General features: G+C 59.7%; 27 protein-coding genes. 7 read left to right on the top strand and 20 right to left on the bottom strand.

Annotation, left to right across the window (positions count from 1 at the left end):
* Window positions 1-82 precede the first annotated feature (82 nt).
* The 3 genes from A3OO_RS0100850 (at window position 83) to A3OO_RS0100840 (ending at window position 1602) form a co-directional block, all read left to right on the top strand.
* Window positions 83-916: a sensor histidine kinase gene (locus A3OO_RS0100850; RefSeq protein WP_083909722.1), complete on the top strand. Its 834-nt coding sequence runs from the start codon at window positions 83-85 to the stop codon at window positions 914-916.
* Between the two features lie 206 nt (window positions 917-1122).
* Window positions 1123-1305, top strand: a complete 183-nt coding sequence (locus A3OO_RS20935; protein ID WP_018405939.1) for a hypothetical protein — start codon at window positions 1123-1125, stop codon at window positions 1303-1305.
* A gap of 114 nt (window positions 1306-1419) precedes the next feature.
* Complete coding sequence (locus A3OO_RS0100840; protein WP_018405938.1) at window positions 1420-1602, top strand: hypothetical protein; 183 nt, start codon at window positions 1420-1422, stop codon at window positions 1600-1602.
* 173 nt (window positions 1603-1775) lie between these two features.
* Here the strand turns inward: A3OO_RS0100840 and A3OO_RS23375 are convergent, their stop codons facing one another.
* Entirely contained in the window at window positions 1776-1919 is a 144-nt protein-coding gene (locus A3OO_RS23375) for a hypothetical protein (RefSeq protein ID WP_156824719.1), read from the bottom strand.
* A 434-nt stretch (window positions 1920-2353) separates the two neighbouring features.
* Between A3OO_RS23375 and A3OO_RS20930 the strand changes: the two genes are divergently transcribed.
* Window positions 2354-2563, top strand: coding sequence for a hypothetical protein (locus A3OO_RS20930; protein WP_018405936.1), 210 nt, complete (start codon window positions 2354-2356; stop codon window positions 2561-2563).
* 489 nt (window positions 2564-3052) lie between these two features.
* Here A3OO_RS20930 and A3OO_RS0100820 read toward each other — a convergent pair whose 3' ends face one another.
* The 3 genes from A3OO_RS0100820 to A3OO_RS0100810 form a co-directional block, all read right to left on the bottom strand.
* A complete protein-coding gene (locus A3OO_RS0100820; protein ID WP_245257068.1) occupies window positions 3053-3268 on the bottom strand; it encodes a hypothetical protein in 216 nt (71 codons plus the stop codon).
* 280 nt (window positions 3269-3548) lie between these two features.
* Window positions 3549-3818, bottom strand: coding sequence for a hypothetical protein (locus A3OO_RS0100815; protein ID WP_156824717.1), 270 nt, complete (start codon window positions 3816-3818; stop codon window positions 3549-3551).
* On the bottom strand, window positions 3815-4210 hold the full coding sequence (locus tag A3OO_RS0100810; RefSeq protein WP_198008729.1) for a S24 family peptidase: 396 nt from the start codon (window positions 4208-4210) through the stop codon (window positions 3815-3817). Before A3OO_RS0100810 ends, A3OO_RS0100815 begins: the two co-directional genes overlap by 4 nt.
* A gap of 328 nt (window positions 4211-4538) precedes the next feature.
* On the opposite strand from A3OO_RS0100810, the gene A3OO_RS0100805 reads away from it, so the two are divergent.
* Entirely contained in the window at window positions 4539-4754 is a 216-nt protein-coding gene (locus A3OO_RS0100805; protein ID WP_342446748.1) for a transcriptional regulator, read from the top strand.
* A 16-nt stretch (window positions 4755-4770) separates the two neighbouring features.
* Here the strand turns inward: A3OO_RS0100805 and A3OO_RS23365 are convergent, their stop codons facing one another.
* Complete coding sequence (locus A3OO_RS23365) at window positions 4771-4908, bottom strand: hypothetical protein (protein ID WP_156824716.1); 138 nt, start codon at window positions 4906-4908, stop codon at window positions 4771-4773.
* A 364-nt stretch (window positions 4909-5272) separates the two neighbouring features.
* Between A3OO_RS23365 and A3OO_RS0100795 the strand changes: the two genes are divergently transcribed.
* On the top strand, window positions 5273-5503 hold the full coding sequence (locus A3OO_RS0100795; protein ID WP_018405929.1) for a hypothetical protein: 231 nt from the start codon (window positions 5273-5275) through the stop codon (window positions 5501-5503).
* Window positions 5504-5715: 212 nt separating this feature from the next.
* Here the strand turns inward: A3OO_RS0100795 and A3OO_RS0100790 are convergent, their stop codons facing one another.
* Window positions 5716-6045, bottom strand: a complete 330-nt coding sequence (locus tag A3OO_RS0100790; RefSeq protein ID WP_156824715.1) for a hypothetical protein — start codon at window positions 6043-6045, stop codon at window positions 5716-5718.
* Window positions 6046-6225: 180 nt separating this feature from the next.
* On the opposite strand from A3OO_RS0100790, the gene A3OO_RS0100785 reads away from it, so the two are divergent.
* Window positions 6226-6708: a thermonuclease family protein gene (locus A3OO_RS0100785; protein ID WP_018405927.1), complete on the top strand. Its 483-nt coding sequence runs from the start codon at window positions 6226-6228 to the stop codon at window positions 6706-6708.
* 256 nt (window positions 6709-6964) lie between these two features.
* Here the strand turns inward: A3OO_RS0100785 and A3OO_RS0100775 are convergent, their stop codons facing one another.
* The 14 genes from A3OO_RS0100775 to A3OO_RS0100700 form a co-directional block, all read right to left on the bottom strand.
* Window positions 6965-7228, bottom strand: a complete 264-nt coding sequence (locus A3OO_RS0100775) for a hypothetical protein (protein WP_018405925.1) — start codon at window positions 7226-7228, stop codon at window positions 6965-6967.
* Window positions 7222-7872, bottom strand: coding sequence for a hypothetical protein (locus A3OO_RS0100770; RefSeq protein ID WP_018405924.1), 651 nt, complete (start codon window positions 7870-7872; stop codon window positions 7222-7224). The genes A3OO_RS0100775 and A3OO_RS0100770 overlap by 7 nt, the downstream gene beginning before the upstream one ends.
* Entirely contained in the window at window positions 7869-8294 is a 426-nt protein-coding gene (locus A3OO_RS0100765) for a hypothetical protein (RefSeq protein ID WP_018405923.1), read from the bottom strand. Before A3OO_RS0100765 ends, A3OO_RS0100770 begins: the two co-directional genes overlap by 4 nt.
* The gene (locus tag A3OO_RS0100760; protein ID WP_018405922.1) at window positions 8294-8740 is read right to left on the bottom strand and encodes a hypothetical protein; all 447 of its coding nucleotides are present in this window, start codon (window positions 8738-8740) and stop codon (window positions 8294-8296) included. Before A3OO_RS0100760 ends, A3OO_RS0100765 begins: the two co-directional genes overlap by 1 nt.
* Window positions 8733-8948 carry a hypothetical protein gene (locus A3OO_RS0100755; protein WP_018405921.1) on the bottom strand — a complete coding sequence of 72 codons (216 nt, stop codon included), beginning with the start codon at window positions 8946-8948 and terminating at the stop codon, window positions 8733-8735. Before A3OO_RS0100755 ends, A3OO_RS0100760 begins: the two co-directional genes overlap by 8 nt.
* Before the next feature lie 30 nt (window positions 8949-8978).
* The gene (locus tag A3OO_RS22490; protein WP_018405920.1) at window positions 8979-10649 is read right to left on the bottom strand and encodes a hypothetical protein; all 1671 of its coding nucleotides are present in this window, start codon (window positions 10647-10649) and stop codon (window positions 8979-8981) included.
* Between the two features lie 286 nt (window positions 10650-10935).
* Window positions 10936-11085: a hypothetical protein gene (locus A3OO_RS24140; RefSeq protein ID WP_245257067.1), complete on the bottom strand. Its 150-nt coding sequence runs from the start codon at window positions 11083-11085 to the stop codon at window positions 10936-10938.
* Window positions 11086-11258: 173 nt separating this feature from the next.
* A complete protein-coding gene (locus A3OO_RS0100735) occupies window positions 11259-11753 on the bottom strand; it encodes a RuvC family protein (RefSeq protein WP_018405917.1) in 495 nt (164 codons plus the stop codon).
* Complete coding sequence (locus A3OO_RS0100730; RefSeq protein WP_018405916.1) at window positions 11750-12061, bottom strand: hypothetical protein; 312 nt, start codon at window positions 12059-12061, stop codon at window positions 11750-11752. The genes A3OO_RS0100735 and A3OO_RS0100730 overlap by 4 nt, the downstream gene beginning before the upstream one ends.
* Window positions 12058-12411, bottom strand: coding sequence for a hypothetical protein (locus A3OO_RS0100725; protein ID WP_018405915.1), 354 nt, complete (start codon window positions 12409-12411; stop codon window positions 12058-12060). The genes A3OO_RS0100730 and A3OO_RS0100725 overlap by 4 nt, the downstream gene beginning before the upstream one ends.
* Window positions 12408-13970 carry a DUF3631 domain-containing protein gene (locus tag A3OO_RS20915; protein ID WP_018405914.1) on the bottom strand — a complete coding sequence of 521 codons (1563 nt, stop codon included), beginning with the start codon at window positions 13968-13970 and terminating at the stop codon, window positions 12408-12410. Before A3OO_RS20915 ends, A3OO_RS0100725 begins: the two co-directional genes overlap by 4 nt.
* Window positions 13967-14212 carry a hypothetical protein gene (locus tag A3OO_RS0100715; RefSeq protein ID WP_018405913.1) on the bottom strand — a complete coding sequence of 82 codons (246 nt, stop codon included), beginning with the start codon at window positions 14210-14212 and terminating at the stop codon, window positions 13967-13969. The genes A3OO_RS20915 and A3OO_RS0100715 overlap by 4 nt, the downstream gene beginning before the upstream one ends.
* A 259-nt stretch (window positions 14213-14471) precedes the next feature.
* Window positions 14472-14765, bottom strand: a complete 294-nt coding sequence (locus A3OO_RS20910; RefSeq protein ID WP_018405911.1) for a hypothetical protein — start codon at window positions 14763-14765, stop codon at window positions 14472-14474.
* 96 nt (window positions 14766-14861) lie between these two features.
* Window positions 14862-15446, bottom strand: coding sequence for a hypothetical protein (locus A3OO_RS0100700; protein ID WP_198008727.1), 585 nt, complete (start codon window positions 15444-15446; stop codon window positions 14862-14864).
* Between the last annotated feature and the right edge of the window lie 62 nt (window positions 15447-15508).

Here is a 15508-nt window from a genome sequence, read left to right as displayed (position 1 = left end):
TCGCCTCCTGCTCGGCGCCAATATAGGCGCTCGAATATCGGGATACGCCATGGCGTGACCATTTCTCACAAGCCAAAGCTCGATGTCCTCGCCTCGCACTCAAGCACTGCGACGGCGGCGCCGATGGACGCGAGGCGTCGCCGTTCTGCTGCTGTCAGCGGCGGCGGCCTGGTACTTGTTTTACCCGGCGGCATATAGCTTTGAGATAAAGGACGCGAGTACGGTCGTCGCGGTCGTTGGATTTCTTCTGGTCGGCGGTTTTCTCGTCGTGCTGGTCGCTGGGATGACGGACCTCATCAAGCGGCTCGAATTCGCCAACCGAGCTCAAGAGAGCCTCTTTCAAGAACTGCAGCACCGCGTCGCCAACAACCTGCAGGTAGTTGTGGCCATGCTGCAGGGTGTCAGACGCGATTTGTCCGACGAAGCCACTGCTGAAGCAATCGCGAATGCCCAAGACCGCATCGCAATGATGTCGGATTTGCATCGCCGTCTCTATGATCGGACAGCTTACGAAAACGGCTTGGCGCCACTGATGACGGACGTGCTCCACGAAGTTTTTCGAGACCTGCCCGTTCTTGTCCGCGTCGAAATCGCTCCTGGCATCGAACTTTCGCTGGACCAGATGACTGCGATCTCCCTGCTCGTCAATGAGGCTGCGATGAACGCGGCGAAGCACGTTTTTCGGAAGGGAGCGGGGACGACCTTCAAGGTCGAATTGCTCAAGCAGACAGACGGCTTGCGCTTGCTCATCCATGATGACGGACCAGGGATAAGGCGGGATTCGGCGGGCGAACGTCAGTCGTTGGGCATGAGCATCATGCAAACGTTTGCGCGCCAGCTCGGCGGCTCCCTGCGATTAAACGGTCCGACGGGAACAACTCTCAAGGTCGAATTTCCATCCCGGTCTAGTCACTGAAAACAACGGGGGCATTGAGCCGGGGCGTGCCCGCGCTGGGGCGAGGTTCGAGTTGAAGGAGCTGCGACGCGCGACAGGCTGGGGCTCCGCATCCCTGAGGTCTACCCTATACTTCAGTCACTGCTAACATTTTATTTTTTCTATATTTTCCCTTCCCGGAACAATCCGGATGGGTAGGAGTTTCGCTGCCTTGAGGGAGTATTACCATGCCGCACAAACGGCCGGACAATTGGCGGAAGTTGGACACTTCTGTCGTGAAAGCTAAGTCCCAGGCCTTGGAAACGATCGGCAAGCTTCTGCGATCCAAGTTTGACGACGTCCTAACCGAGCCGCTGCCCAAGGGAATGGCTGAATTGCTGATCGAGTTGCGCGCCAGCAAGCCAACGTGAAAGAGCGGCCACCCTTCCGCCTCTGATTTGTGGACGATGGCCTGCAGCTGACGAAATCGAAACTTCGTTGGCGCGCGTCAGCCGCGAACTATAAAAGGCTCTGGGAGAGCCAACATGCGCACAAGCATCACCACCCTCGAGCGCGCGTTCGTTCTGGCGCGCTCCGGAAATTGCGGTTCCATCGACAATCTGATCAGACGCCTTGATCGCGAAGGCTATAACGGACGCCAGGTCCTGGGACCGGTGCTTAGGAAGCAGCTTCGAGATTTGATCAAAGAAGCCGTGAAGCGCCGCTAAGGCCGTCCCGCAGACGATCGCACGGGCTCTGACGTCGGAGGCGGGCGAAGCGGCTCGTCGAATTCTCGCATGACCGCTGGAGGCGGCAGCGGGCCAACCCAGCTAGTGCTGACGATCTTGTGGTTTCCGGCGGTGGGGCCTGTTGCTGTTCTACTGGCGCCGGATGATTTGACCTATTTCGGCTCGATCTTCTCGCCACTCGCGCGAACCTTCTTGCGGTTGAGAAACTTCCGGCAAATTTGCCGAATGTCGCGGTCGCTGATCTTTTCCCCGCGCTCTGCGTCGCGCTCAATCGTGCGCCGGTCCTTTCTAGTCACAGCGGCTGTCGCCTCTGAAAAGCTCTCCGTATCCGCAGCGACAAATTGTCGTTGCGGTCCTACGTTTGCGCTTCTAGCCGTCTCAGGGTGCAATTCCAGGTAGATGGACTTCCGGCGCGCCGTCTGAGCGGCTCTGTCTGCGGCGCTCAATTCGGAGCGCATCTATGGCTCAGGCGCGAGCAAGAGTTAACGCCGCTCGACACGTCCGACCCTGAAATTTTCACCGGCTAGTTCTCCGAAGACCTTGAGGCGATCGCCGTTCGGGAGGCACAAAAGCGCGGCACGCGCATGTATGCCATAGGCGCGTCCGCAAGCGAGCACTCGAGTCTTTCGACGCGCCAATCAAGGCGGCCCGCCTCTATACCATCACAAGCTGGACAAGCTGCGCCAGTAATCTGTGATCCCGCTGGGGGTGCCAGTCGAAGGCAGCCACAATGCCAGGCATCAATCGATCGGCAGAACCTCGATATGCGGTCATCGTCTTTGAGGGGGCGAGGTGCATTGCATTGCATCGCGAGGATGACCCAATTCGAGCGCGCGAGATTTTTGAGTATGCCGTCGTTGACGAGTCGAAGGTCGATCTCCGCGTCGAGTTTTACGACAGGCTTTACCTGATCGAGGCTTGGTCTAGCGAGGATGAATAGGAAAGGTGCCGGGCCTGTCGCTGGCAGGTTAGTTCTGTCACGTTGCCCGCAGTTCACGGCCGCGGCCTTTTTAAAGCGCCGCTCCCGCACGAAAAAGCCCGGTCGTCGCCGGCCGGGCTGGAGGTGCTGCGCAACCCTGGGAGGGTTGTGCCGGCACGGTGCGCGCCGACACTGAAGCTCGTAGAGTTAGTGCGGGGGCAATGAGATTCAACTCCATGAGACGCAAAAACGCCCCGCCGTTACATCCACGGTCGGGGCGCTCCTGGCGCCGGCAAAGAGGAGATCAAAACCGGCGAGTTGCGGAAGCCTAATCCCTCGCAGCTTACGCCGCAATTCCTCGGGCGCGAGCCTTGCGCCGATCTTTCGCCGCCGTCCAGGCCGTGGCCAGGCATTGCCCGAACGACCAGCCGAGCCCGAGGCGCGATGACAGCGCAATGATGGTGCGAAGCGGCAAACGGTGAAGCCGTGCCTTGACGTTGGAAAAGTCAGTCATGAGCGCTTCTCCCGCTTGCGCTCCAGCCAACGCTCGGCGTCGAACGCCTCTGCCAAGCGCTCCATTTCCCGGGCGGCGTCTTGCACAAGCTGCATAACTCCCGACCCGACCGAGTCGTCGCGTTCGCCCAACACATCGTCGACCGCAGCGGAGATACCCCACAAGCGACGGCTCATATTGTTGAATTGGTCCGAGAACTCGCCAAGTGTCATCGGACCCTGCTCATCCGCTGGACAATAGAACAGGCGAGCCGCCTTCGCGATTGCCTCAGCGCGTTCGGTTTCAATGCAATCGAATGTCCTCATTGTGAGGTCATGATCGACGCCAGCGGCGTGGAGCTGCGCAATTATGTCGGATGGACGCTCGCGCGCCTCGGTTCTGGTATCTTGTCGAGTAGCCATGATGCGGAGTCCTTTTTCGTGTTGTGGTTAGGCCGGGAGAGGAGGCTTGCCGCATGCCTTTCCCGGCCGCTTTCTCGGGCGGTCCTTCAAATCAGGCCGCGAATGATCCGGCGATGCGGCCGGAATGCGTGGTGTAGAGACGGCATAGGGGCATGCGCGGCGCAGGCCGGTCGGCGAAGCAGGAACGGACGGGAAGTCCGACGTTGCTTTCCTCGCGTTGGCGGGCGGCCTTGGCCTTTTTCCATTCCGCCGACAGCGCCTTGGCGAACCATTCCCGATAGGAGCCGCCGACCGATTGAGCTCGCCAGCGGGCGGTGAAATGCGCGGCTCTCATGATGGCGGAGCGGTCGAAGGGCATCACGCGTCCCTCCCCCGATGGTGTTTGCCGCTGCGGTTCTTGACGCGGCGGGACGCGAACCCAACCGTATCGTCCAGGCCATCCCCGGCCGCTATCTCTCGCATCACCCCGACGCATCTATGGACTGCAAGCAGGTCTTCGCAGGGAATGGCGAAGTTGCGCGGAGGGTTGAGCTGCTCGGCAAATAAAAGCGCGCACATGCCGCTCTCTGGGTGCTCGCGATAAGGGAACTTTACCCATGAGGGCGGCGCCATATAGAGCCGCTTGCCCATGGCTTGCGGCTGTCCTGGCTTCACCAGCTCGGGGCGTTTCCACAGGATATCGAGATCGCCGGGCTTGTAGGGAGCGCTCTTGTCGAAGATCAGCCGGGAGCCTTCCTGAATTTCAGGCTCCATGCAGACGCCCCTGACGATCACGCCGTATCGGTCAGGCAGTTCGGAGGGATCGAGAACAAGGCGAGGCTGCGAGGCCTCTGCGGCCTTCGACGGGGGGATAACTGTGCAAGAGGAACGTTCGATCGAAACACGCATGGCTTTCGTCCTCCGTTCAGGCAAGTCTCGGGCGTTCGCCGAAACGAGAGTTTCCGGCGTCGTTTGCTCTTGAGAGCGGCATGTGATAGTTCAGCTATTAAATGATAGTCAGCACATTGTCAATGTCTGACCTATCAAATAATAGGTGAGATATTAAATGATGACGAGCGAACAGGTAAGGGCGGCGCGCGCCTTGCTGCGCTGGGAACAAAGAGATTTGGCCGAAGCGTCTATGGTTTCGCTGCCTTCAATTCAGCGGCTTGAAACGAAGCCCGGAGAATTGGCGGCGCAGGCTCGCACCGTCGCTGCCATCCGGAACGCCCTCGAAAAGGCGGGCGTGATCTTTGTCGACGAAAACGGGGAAGGCCCCGGCGTCCGGCTCAAGAAGAAAAAGGCGAAATCAAAATAGAACGAGAACCGTCGTTCTATTCCTGCGGACGCCATGCCGCGACATAGGCGTCGAGTTCTTCCCCAGTGTGGGCGTTCCACCAACGATCGTCATGGAAAACGACTGGGAACGGAACCGGATATTCGCCGCGGTGATCCTCAGCGAGCACGTACACAACGGCATCATTCTCAGGTGGTTCCGCGCTGTTCCATTCACTCACGGCCTTAGTTCTCCCTCTCGCGAATTATTCGCAACAGAGATGGCGTGGCAAGCATTCGTAATCGAGAACTGTTCCAGTTTTCTGGCGGCTTGCTCAATCGCCAAAAAACTAGATCTATTGTTGCGTGGACTTGGGGTGCCGCAGCCTCAAGCCTCAGGCGGCCCGTCACCTTACATAGAGTGGCGGGCCGTTTTTGCGGCGGCATTGACGATCCGGTTGGCAAAGGCCGTTGCGAGAGGTCATGGGCGAGCCGGCTTCGAGTTCATCGCCGAAACGGCGGCGGGCCGGGGGTTCGGTTGAAAAAGAAGGGACGAGGGAAATGAAACTATTTCTCTATTCCGCTATTGGCATACTTTTTGTCGCTGTTGTCGTGCTCGGTTCAACGGTCGTGCGCCTTGAAAATTATCGCTACGCAAATTTCGTGGGATTCTGCAGCGACTATGACATCAAGAACCCAGTAGAGCGAATCAATCGCGAAGAATGTCTAAACAAGATGCAGACTCGCACGCATTGGATTGGGCATCTTCTTTATGCGTTGCGGATCATCTAATCGCATAGTTGAAAGGAGCGCCTAACGTCGACGTTCCTCGCCTCCCCGCGCTTACTGCGGGTCCGAGGCGGTTACGTGGCTGATGACGCCTTACGGTTGAAATCTCGCCAATATTTTTGTTGTCTGCGCGTGGTGGCAAACCGGCCGGGCGAAAGGCGATAATGACGACCGGGAAGACCAGGACGAACGATCGCGGGAACGCACGCCTGCGATCAACCACCGTTTCCGAGGCGATTTTCAACGAAACTGACGATCCCGGCGGTGATCAACACGCCGCAAAAAAATCCGATCACGCCACCAACGTTGCCTTCTGTCGTGTAGACGATTCCATTCTCGTCAATGTAGCCCACTCTTCCGCGCATCACGTCCGCGAGGCGGTCATCATCGACGAAGGCCTTCTCTTCAAAAACTCGACCCTGATTGCCTATCAACCAAGCTCCAATCCAGATTGTCAAAAAGATACTCAGATAAAGCAGCCCTCGCGCTGCTGCCCAAGCTTTGGATAAACGAGCCCCCATCGTAATCCCCATCTCATCGAGCACAGCAGCGGTTTTGCTTCTCTGAATTGTCCGCAGGACGGGATGCGAAGGCTTTCGATCTTTCTAGATCCGTCCCTCGGAGTGCTCATAAGGTCGCCGATATGGCCCTTGGTCTAGCAACCGCGCTCGTAACGTCCGATAAGCGTTTTTACACTGCGCTTTCATGAAGGGCCACAAATCGGCATGACGACGTGCCTGCTCATAATTACAGCCTTCGTATTGTTCCCTGGCATCTGCTTGGCTGACATCGTGGGGCGAGCGTCGGTCATAGACGGCGATACAATCGAAATTCAGGGACAGCGCATCCGCCTCCATGGGGTTGATGCGCCTGAGAAGGGGCAGCCATGTTTCGACGCCGCGAACCAACCCTACCGCTGCGGACAGAACGCTGCGATGGCTCTGGACAAATTTATCGGACAGTCGCCCGTGTCGTGTGGAGAGAAGGATGTTGACCGCTATGGGCGGACCGTCGCTGCCTGTCGGGTCCGGGGCGAGGATGTAGGGCTTTGGTTGGTCAGAAGCGGCCAGGCCTTCGCATATCGCCGCTATTCGTCGGACTACATCGGTGCGGAGCAGGAGGCCAAGAACAATCGTCGCGGCATGTGGGCAGGACATACTCAAGCGCCTTGGGAATGGCGCAAAGAGCAACGCCATTTCGCTCGATAGCCTGCGCGGCAGTGCTGCGAAGGCTTTTGTTGAAGGCACGCTGACGGCAATTCGCCTTGCGAAGGAACGCCCATGCTGCAAATGCAATGGCAGGTGGTCAGTGCCCAAGCAACAGCATCATGCCGCCCAAAATCTCGGCGACGACAATGGATGCGATCACGGCGTTCGCAATCGGTGCGCGGATCATGCGCGAATTTGTGCGCGCAGGCGCACCGAATTTCAATTAGGCACGTCGTCGCAGACCGACACTCGACGCTCAGTTAAGGCTCACCTTATCTGGAAAGCTTTTGTGAGAGAGCCGCAGGAAGTAAGCCCAGGCCGTTTCAGCATCACGCGCGGCCGCAGCCGCCTTCTGGATCGCGTCCAGAGGCTCCACAATGGGCTTGTCGTGCAGGACGCTTTCGGTAAAGTCGAGAAGCGCCCGGTTCGCCGCGAAGGCGGATCGAAGGGCTTGCCGGAACGCCTCTTTAGATTCGGCGCTCTGGAACGGCGGCGGCGGCTTCTTTGGCTTTCTCACCATTGACGACCCGAGCGGCGACGCAATGCGCTTGCCGCATAGTCCGCCCGCACCTTGGCCGCATCCCGGTAGCCTTCGGCAATAGCGACATCCGTATCGGACGGGCCGAATGGGAGGCTGCGTCGATATTTGTACAAGCCCGCGCCAGCGCTGGAGAGCAGCGTCCCCGCCGCCTGCATCCGTGCCGCGCTGCGCGCCCTGCTGACCGCGACGCCCTTGGCGTTGTAAGTGTTGACGCCTTGGAGCAGGGCGTTCTGAGACTCGTAATTGAGCTGGTTGGACTGCTCCAGTCCGCCGAACATCTCCAACGCCTTGTAGAATTCGCCTTGCCGCTCGATCAGCGCCTCTTGATTGATGACCGTCGTGTCGTTGGCCCCGCCGCCAGACGCTGCGGCCAGCGCGCGCGACTTTGAAAGCAACAGGTCCTTGTCCTGCGCCTTAGCGAGCGCTTGGCGCTGAGAGCCGGCAAGAGCCGTATCCGCGGCGTATTTCAATCCCTGCGATTTATTGGCAGCATTGATAATGTCGTAAGGGCGCGAGGCATCGAGCGCGGCGGCGCTATCCATACCAGATCGATATTCGCCATAGCCGCCGAGAAGCGTCCCCGCTGCGCTTACCCCTGCCATCGCCGCCTCAATCCCGCTCATTTCCCTTGCTGCTCCCTCAGCCCCTTCTCAAGCGCAAATATGATCCGCCTTGCCGCCTCCAGCGGAGATAGCTCGACGGTTTCGATCGGCCCGCCGTCCTTGCCTGAGTGCTCGAGCTGTTGCTTATCGAACCACTCGCAGCCGCCCATGTTTTTCAGGCCAAAGGTAATCATGGTCGATTGGCCGCCAGTGCCACCCTCGCGGGCGACTTTCAGGCCGATCTTCTCCCATTCCAGGAGACGTTTCGCCTTCGCGCGATTGAGCGCTTCCAGAAATTCTGGATATTCCTTTGCCCAATTGTCGATTGTGGAGCGGCTGACTCCGATGTGTCCCGCAAACGCTGTTGCGGAATATCCCTGCGCCATGAACGCTTCCATCTCATCGCAGAAGCGTTCTTCGTATTTTGAAGGGCGGCCAGCCATTAGTTGCCTATCGCCGCCCGTTCTTGGGCGATGGCGGCGAGCGTTTCCATCGCCACGTTCTTGTTGTCGAGGCCGCCCCGCAGAATGACGCCATCCGTTCTGACGACGCACCATTTGTTGACGGGCCCACGCCATTTGACGCGAAGGTCGTCGCCGACAGTTTGGTCCTCTTCCTCTTGCCCGCTCATATCGAAGCGGCTCAACTCGACGACGCGTGCGCCACAGTGCCAAACATCGCAGACGAGAAGCTGCATGCGCCACTCGCAGGAATCCGTGGCGACGATGATTTCGTCATAGGGCCGCAGCTGCGAGGCGACATGCCGCCAAAAGTCCGGCTTCAGCACGTCCTCGGGCTTTACGAGCTGCTCGACGGTCACGAAGTAAATCGTGCGCGTATGCTCCGCGAGCTGGAAGCGACGTTGAAGCAGGGCGGGCGTGTCAGTCATGTTGCTCGCTTTCTGAAATTGAGGCGACGACTTCGCGAATGATAGATGCGGCGTCGTTGTCTGCCGCGTTCATTTCTTCGGCGAGGCGAAGCCCTTCGCGAAGGTTGTAGTGAGCCCGGCGAAGCGCAGCGCCGCTCGGGTCGACGGCGGACAAACTTGCATCCAAGACGCAAGTCAAAGCGGTCGCGATTTGGTTGGCGTCGAGCATGGCAGATCGAACTTCGCTCATTCCAGCCCCTTACTTGCCCAAGCAGACGTAATTGAAGCTCGCCGAGCTGGTGCCAGCGCCAAGCGTGATGGTGAAGGATGCCGACGCGGGAGCCGAGACGCGCACAGTCGTTCCAACCGCAGCAGCATTCGCTGCCGTTACGACACATGACGCCGCTGTCGGATAGGCATTGGCGAAGGTGAGCGTGCAGGCGGTCGGCGAGCCCGTGCCTGTAGTGAAATTGCCGCTGATGTTGGTTGAGTTCGCATCTACGGCAGGGGTTGTGCCGCACGACGAAGCGACCGGGACGGCGCTACCGGAAATGATGTTCCGGCCAATAAGATTGGTGGCCGCAGTGACATTCCCGCCTGAATAAAAGGGCGAACTGGAAACAAGCAAATTGCCGGACGGGTCGCCCCAAAGACCGATTGAAGACGTGCCGTCAGGTTTCATCCATTGAATGGCGGCAAATTCTGGCAGCTCAGCAAACACGCCGCCGGTGGACAGCCCATAGGTCTTATCGATCGCCCCGTCGAGCATAACGATGCCCTTTTGGGCAATCGCGGTTGCAGGCAGCCCAGCGCCGACGCCCCCGGCCATGAAACCGAACGCCGTGATTTCATGCGGCACATTGTAGGTAGCGGTGTGCACGCCGGACTGCGACCCGCTCGTATTGATCGCCGCGCCGCCGGGCGTCGCCGACACCTGATAAGTGTCATCTGTCTTGTTGACGATGTAGTAGGTAGTAGTGCTCGCCGTCAGGCCAGTCGGCAGAGCCCCGGTTGTTGTGATTTTGACCGTGTCGTCATTTTTTCGATTATGCCCGACATGCGTGATAATGCCGGGAGAGGCAATCGAGATTGTGACCGTGCCGGACCCGCCATTAGCCACGCCCGTCGTCAGCAAGAGCGGATAAATCAGACCGGCCGATACGGTGTTCAGCGCTGCATAGGGGCGAAGGGTTTGGAACGTCGGACGTAGGTTTATCGCATCAAACTGGTTTGTTGCGATACCTTCTCCCTTTGCGGCTCTGATGGCGCGAACGTCCACGCCAACCGCAATGCCGTTCGCATCGTCGTTGACGCCGATAAACACGCCGCCTTCCGCCCCGGCAGTCGGCGTTCCCGTCCATGTCCTATAATCACTGGTTCGCGCATAGCCGGTGATGGCAAGCGCTCCCATAGGCGTGCCAACAGCCAATGAAGCCACTGAGTTTGCCCGAGGGACATACTGCTCAATCCAAGAATACGGCGGGTTAAGCCCAGCGTAGCCGGCGCCGCCGCTCGATAGCGCTGCCTCGCCGACGAATAACCGGTTCATGCGATGCACTTTGCCGATCGTCGGCGTGCCGTAGAAATCGCCTTCGAAAAACCGCTGCAACGAAGCGATGATGGTGCTGGTGTCTGTGACCTCCCCCTTTGTATTGATTGTGGTCGCGAGCGGGGAGCCCCAAGTGTTGGTGGCAGTCCAAGTGTTGGTGGCAGTCCAAACGTTTGCGGCGTTCAACTTCGGAAGATTGCTCACGCCAGCGCTGGTGATGGTGGCGAACTGGTACCAAACGCCGTTGAGATTGATCCCAATTCCGTAAGGCGTTGACGTGCGATCCAGCCCCCATGTCAGGCCCGTATACGTTTGCGCATTCGCCAAAGACGTAATGGCGCAAAAGAGCAGCGCCGCGAGAGTCCGCGTCGTTTTCATCATTGGATTTTTCCGATGCTTAGAGAGTTCAGCGACGCGTGTTCTGATGTGTTCTTCGCGGGCTTAGCCGGGAGAGCCGTTGGCTCAATCGCGCCTGCGAGGGCGCGGCGTACAAATTCGCTTGTCGATAGCTGATTGGCTTCCGCCGCTCGCTTTACGGCTTCCGCGAATCCCCTCGGCGCGCGCGCCCGCACGGTTTCGATGAACCGGGCGCCGTTCTTTGGACGTGAGACAGTTCCCGTCTGCATGGCGCGACGATGCGCCGCTCGATGCGAAGCGCGCTACAGAGCTACTGCGCTTGTTGCGAGTTCTGTTGCTGCTGCGGAATTTGTTGCATGTGGCATAGACCCGCGCGCCGGAAATAGGTTTTCACCAATTCGCTCACGCGATCGCCAGCAAGATAGGCGCGCAGCGCGCGAGCGTCGTCGTCTAGAAACATCGCCAACGCCACGCGGCTTACCATCCAGGGACCGCCCGCCACGCGACGGCCGATGTAATGGGTCTGACACCAACTGCGGAGGGTTGATTCCGATCGGCCGGCGACTTGAGCGGCTTGCCGCAGCGCGATCGCTTCGCGTCTGTCATAGGGGATTAGGACTTGCGGAGAGCCGGTCACGCCGCAGCCCTCGCCTCTCGCAATAGGCCGGCAACAGCGATCAGCGCCGCCTCCGCCCGCCCATCGTCTTTGACGCGCGCGAACAAGTCAGCCTTGCCAGGCCATCGTCGGATGGCTTCCGAGCGAGCCGCGTCCTTCGCGCCATCCTTGCCCGGCGGAATGCCCACCGCGCGTTTCCAAGCGCATGGCGTGAGGAAAGCCACAGGGAGGCCAGCAGAAGCGCAAACGCCTTCGATGACGCCTTTGGACCGCCCGAAGGCAAAAGCCCCTGTAGGGCCTTCCTTGGGCCGCGCGCCGACGTATTCGACGAATGCCTGCGACGCCTGCCAGCGGCGCACGATGCTCGCCAGAAGCGGCGCATTCACGTTCGGACGATTAGCGGGGCCGTCGCGCAGGATTGGCATATCGGCGACTTCGATCAGTTCGCCGGTCGGCGAGAGCAGCGCAAGCGCGCCCTTCGCGCCAATGTCGATTCCGAGGATGTTGGTCATTGCGGCGCGCCCTCCGCGATCGCATCAAGAGCGGCCCCCAAGATCCCGGCGGGCCGTCCCGCGCCGTCGCGCGTCAGAGCAGCCCGGATTGCCTCAAGCGGTGTCCCATGCTGCAAGGCTATCGACATTGCCACCGCAGCATCGCGAGCATCATCCGCGGCGTCGTTTGATGGCTTTGCAGCGTCGATAAAAATTTCTGCGAGCCTTCCATCGGGGAAGTGGGAGAAGGTCGCGGTATAGGCAGCGCCGCGAAATTCAAAGCCGATGGTTTCGCCCGCGCGGCGGTTGGGGAGGCGGCGGCGGCTCATGCGCGCCCCCTTGTCGGCAGACACTCGCCGCATATCCAAACGTCGCGACCGTCATCGCCGAGCCAGGCGAATTCCGCCAAATGGCCGCAGCGGCAGAAGCGATCGGTTAATCCCTCGCGAGCGGCTCTGGCATTTTGTCGATCGGCGTCGCGCTGGAGACGCTCGGGATCGTATGCCGCCGTGACTTCGGAGCGCAGTTCCTCAATCAGCTCGTCACGGCATTCGGCGAGCGCGGGCTTGAGACGCTCCAATGTTTCCGCTGGACCGCGGCAGGCGAGCTTGCCGGCGGGCGAGACGGAAATGGACAGGCCCGCGGCTCGGGCCTCTTTGAGAAGACGGGCGGCGCTCACAGCTCCACCTCGATTTCATGAGGCGTGTCTTCTCCAGAGGTGGGGGTCGGAACTGGAACATTGGAACAATCCAAGTTTTCCGTCTTTTTCGCCGTTCCGTTCGCGTTCCCGTTCCACTTTGATTTTGGAACAGGCGACGAATTGACGGCGGAGTCGGCATGTTCCGATTCTCGAACTGGAACCGGAACGGCCTCCGAACGCCCAGACGCCTCGGTTTCCTGCGATGTTCCATTGTTCTGTTTCTGAGGGGTGCTCCCAGTGGAAGCATGGTCCTCGCCATCAAGATAACGACTCCAAGCGTCCTCGAATTGCCGGCGCTCGAATCCCTGCGCCGTCGTGTAGGTGTCGAGACGGACCTTCTTTGTCTTGATCGCATAGGCGGCGAGACGCTTCCGGAACTGGGCCGCCGACATTGGCTTGCCTTTGTTCCAAGTCGCCCATGGTCCTTCCTCGTCGGCGACAAGACGACGTAGAAGTTCTTCGCGCGACAGCTTGTCCGCCACGTCCTGGCCAAACGCGTCTCGTATCGAGTGAAGCAGTTGCTCGCCGAGAGATAGGTCTTCACGATCATTGGCGCAGCACATCATCAGCGCGGCGCGCCGCACTTCCTGCGGCCACGAGCCTCCGGCCAGGTCGGCGATGGCCAGTAGATGTTCCCAATTGTCCTGTTCGCGATCGCCTAACGCTTCCGGCAGTTGCGGCCTCGCGCGAGCGATAGCGGCTCCGTAGTCATGTCCGAAGCGCGCCAGACGCCCGGCGAGCGCATCGAACAAGCCGTGCTTGGCGTGACGCAGCCGCTCTACTGTTTCGCTTTTCAACTTCCGACGCAGCGCCAGGATAATCCCGCGCGACATGACGGTTTCGGGCAACCGCCCAATGCCGGCAATCGCCTTCGCGCCCCATGTGGAAAACTGTTTGACTTCGAAGTCGTCGCCTACTGTGCGGATGACATAGGCCGACGTGCGAGTGTGGCCGCTGTTGATAATGCCGCGCAATTCCTCGTTCTCTTTGAAAAAGGCGTCAGCCTCGTCAATGAGCAAAGTCGGCGTCTTTGCTTCGATGACGCGGAATGTCGCGGCCGGCGAGATATTCGACGCGAATAGTGGGCGCTTGGACAGGCGGCCGACCACGTCCAAGAGCTGCGACTTCCCGCATCCCTTTTCTGGCGCCGTGATAATGGCGAGCGGCGAGACTTGGGCGTGCTCGATGATCCAAGTGAACGCAATCCATAATACTGCGGCCGTCCTCGTCGAGTCGTCGCAAATGATAAAGCGCCGGATCGTTGCATCAATGTCATCGAGCAGTTCGCCCACGTCGATGGGCTCGGCGCAAGGATCAACGTCCGCGCAAAGGTCGACCTGCTTATGCTCGTCGGCTTCAGCGCGCGCTTTGGCGACCAGGCTATCGAGTGTCGAGACGCGACAGCCTAGCTCCTCGGCCGCGGCGAGGCGCTCGCGGTCATAAGCGATTGGATCAAGCGCCGCGAGACGGGCGATTTCAGGATTGAAGCCATCGGACGTTTCCGGCGGTGCCAAGCGCTGTTGCGATTGATCGCTCACGCAGCCTCGCTTTCCGCGCGGCGCGCGTTCTCAAACTCGGCAAGGTCTTTGAACGTCTGGGTCGCGGCCCGAACATGCAGGATCAATCGCCGCAGTTGGTATTCGAGCCCGACATCGTCGCCGAGTTCTGCATAGCGAGCGATAATCTCGGCGCTGGCGCCGATGACGCCGGCGAGTTCGGCGATGTGCTGACGGCACTGTGCGCCGGCGCTGGGGATGGAGAGGGCGGGGCGTGCGGTCATGCGCTCGCCCCGATGTACGAGAGCAGCGATTGAAAATTATCGCCCCCTGCGCCGGTCGCGTCGTCGCGCCACCGCCACGTCAGACGATTGATGCGTAGCCCCGGCCACCGGCGGGCGAGCGTCGCGCGGCTCGGAAGCTCTTTGAGATTGAGGCCGGAGGTGCTATTTTTGGAACCGTCGACGCCCGCCAGGCTGTGACATTCCCAAGGGTCGCTTCCGCATCGCGCGGTTGCGGCCCTCGCCGTTTCAAGTGCCATTGCTACGTAGCGGCCTTCGCACGATGTTCGGAGGTGGAGCGCGCCACCGTCGACTTGCTGGCCACCCAGTCGACATAATCGCCCCACCGATACAGGGAGCGGTTCCCGTATTTGGTGAATTTCGGGCCCGATCCTCGCGAAGCCATCGTCGCTAATGAACTCTCGGCGACGGGGACGTTCGCCTGCTCCGACTTTTCTGCGAGTTGCCGACGCGACAGGATCGTGTCGCGACTAAGTAGCGCTTCAAGCGCAGCAATGATTGCAGAGAGTTCGTTCTTTGAATTGCCCAGTAGCATTATGCCGCCTCTTGTTCGAGTTTGCGGCAATCTATTTCTCATCCCGGAGCGTGAAAGTCTTCAACTTCTCGCCAGAGCAGCGTCGATTTGTGTACGCTATCCATCAATATTGCCGTACACCTTCCTGGCCTCGTAATAGCGTGCCTTCAAGGCACGCGCGTCTTTTTCAGTGCGCCCGAAAATATCCGGCCTGAGCTTCTGAAGCTCACGGATGGTATGGAGCGTTTCGCCGCGCCTGAGCTGCTTCTTGACGATATTGATCGTCGCTACAAAGGCCGGACCATATTTTGGGGTTTTCTTTTCGGCTTTAGTGAAGCGCCCCAGCGCGATGCCGCACCGAAGCAATTCTCCGGCGAAGTAAAGGACATCTGCCTGCCTGGCGGGCGTCGAAACGCTCAATAGCTTGTCAAGCAGCTGCAAGGTTTCGTTTAGCTGTCCGCGGTTTTTTTGCAGCTCGGCTTTCTCTTTTTGATTGACGGACTTTGAACTGAGCGCCCATTTGCTATTCTCGAATATGAGGGCGCGTATTTCCTCCAAGTGAGCACGACGCTGCTGCACGTCGCGGGTGAGCGCGGCTTCCCGTTCGGCCCGCTCCTTCTCGAACTCGATGTCTTCGGGCGTTTTTTTGCGGCCCAGAATGGTGCCAGCGGCATTTGGAGGTCGGTCGTTCAATCCACCCATCGCGAGCCCTCGCGAAGCGCCCCAAAGGTGCGTGGGGAAGCGAGGGGGCTTAGTCTCGCTTG

This window comes from Methylocystis rosea SV97 (genome assembly GCF_000372845.1).
GTDB classification, from domain to species: Bacteria; Pseudomonadota; Alphaproteobacteria; order Rhizobiales; family Beijerinckiaceae; genus Methylocystis; species Methylocystis rosea.
The sequence above is the reverse complement of the archived record's forward strand: the minus strand, read 5'-3'. Positions and strand labels throughout refer to the sequence as shown.

What these genes read in the sequence shown, in the direction of transcription:
- A3OO_RS0100850 (WP_083909722.1), top strand. Translation starts at nt 83, where the DNA reads ATGTCCTCGCCTCGCACTCAAGCACTGCGACGGCGGCGCCGATGGACG.
- A3OO_RS20935 (WP_018405939.1), top strand. Translation starts at nt 1,123, where the DNA reads ATGCCGCACAAACGGCCGGACAATTGGCGGAAGTTGGACACTTCTGTC.
- A3OO_RS0100840 (WP_018405938.1), top strand. Translation starts at nt 1,420, where the DNA reads ATGCGCACAAGCATCACCACCCTCGAGCGCGCGTTCGTTCTGGCGCGC.
- A3OO_RS20930 (WP_018405936.1), top strand. Translation starts at nt 2,354, where the DNA reads ATGCCAGGCATCAATCGATCGGCAGAACCTCGATATGCGGTCATCGTC.
- A3OO_RS0100820 (WP_245257068.1), bottom strand. Translation starts at nt 3,268, where the DNA reads ATGACACTTGGCGAGTTCTCGGACCAATTCAACAATATGAGCCGTCGC.
- A3OO_RS0100810 (WP_198008729.1), bottom strand. Translation starts at nt 4,210, where the DNA reads ATGGAGCCTGAAATTCAGGAAGGCTCCCGGCTGATCTTCGACAAGAGC.
- A3OO_RS0100795 (WP_018405929.1), top strand. Translation starts at nt 5,273, where the DNA reads ATGAAACTATTTCTCTATTCCGCTATTGGCATACTTTTTGTCGCTGTT.
- A3OO_RS0100785 (WP_018405927.1), top strand. Translation starts at nt 6,226, where the DNA reads ATGACGACGTGCCTGCTCATAATTACAGCCTTCGTATTGTTCCCTGGC.
- A3OO_RS0100775 (WP_018405925.1), bottom strand. Translation starts at nt 7,228, where the DNA reads ATGGTGAGAAAGCCAAAGAAGCCGCCGCCGCCGTTCCAGAGCGCCGAA.
- A3OO_RS0100770 (WP_018405924.1), bottom strand. Translation starts at nt 7,872, where the DNA reads ATGAGCGGGATTGAGGCGGCGATGGCAGGGGTAAGCGCAGCGGGGACG.
- A3OO_RS0100765 (WP_018405923.1), bottom strand. Translation starts at nt 8,294, where the DNA reads ATGGCTGGCCGCCCTTCAAAATACGAAGAACGCTTCTGCGATGAGATG.
- A3OO_RS0100760 (WP_018405922.1), bottom strand. Translation starts at nt 8,740, where the DNA reads ATGACTGACACGCCCGCCCTGCTTCAACGTCGCTTCCAGCTCGCGGAG.
- A3OO_RS0100755 (WP_018405921.1), bottom strand. Translation starts at nt 8,948, where the DNA reads ATGCTCGACGCCAACCAAATCGCGACCGCTTTGACTTGCGTCTTGGAT.
- A3OO_RS22490 (WP_018405920.1), bottom strand. Translation starts at nt 10,649, where the DNA reads ATGATGAAAACGACGCGGACTCTCGCGGCGCTGCTCTTTTGCGCCATT.
- A3OO_RS24140 (WP_245257067.1), bottom strand. Translation starts at nt 11,085, where the DNA reads ATGTTTCTAGACGACGACGCTCGCGCGCTGCGCGCCTATCTTGCTGGC.
- A3OO_RS0100735 (WP_018405917.1), bottom strand. Translation starts at nt 11,753, where the DNA reads ATGACCAACATCCTCGGAATCGACATTGGCGCGAAGGGCGCGCTTGCG.
- A3OO_RS0100730 (WP_018405916.1), bottom strand. Translation starts at nt 12,061, where the DNA reads ATGAGCCGCCGCCGCCTCCCCAACCGCCGCGCGGGCGAAACCATCGGC.
- A3OO_RS0100715 (WP_018405913.1), bottom strand. Translation starts at nt 14,212, where the DNA reads ATGACCGCACGCCCCGCCCTCTCCATCCCCAGCGCCGGCGCACAGTGC.
- A3OO_RS20910 (WP_018405911.1), bottom strand. Translation starts at nt 14,765, where the DNA reads ATGCTACTGGGCAATTCAAAGAACGAACTCTCTGCAATCATTGCTGCG.
- A3OO_RS0100700 (WP_198008727.1), bottom strand. Translation starts at nt 15,446, where the DNA reads ATGGGTGGATTGAACGACCGACCTCCAAATGCCGCTGGCACCATTCTG.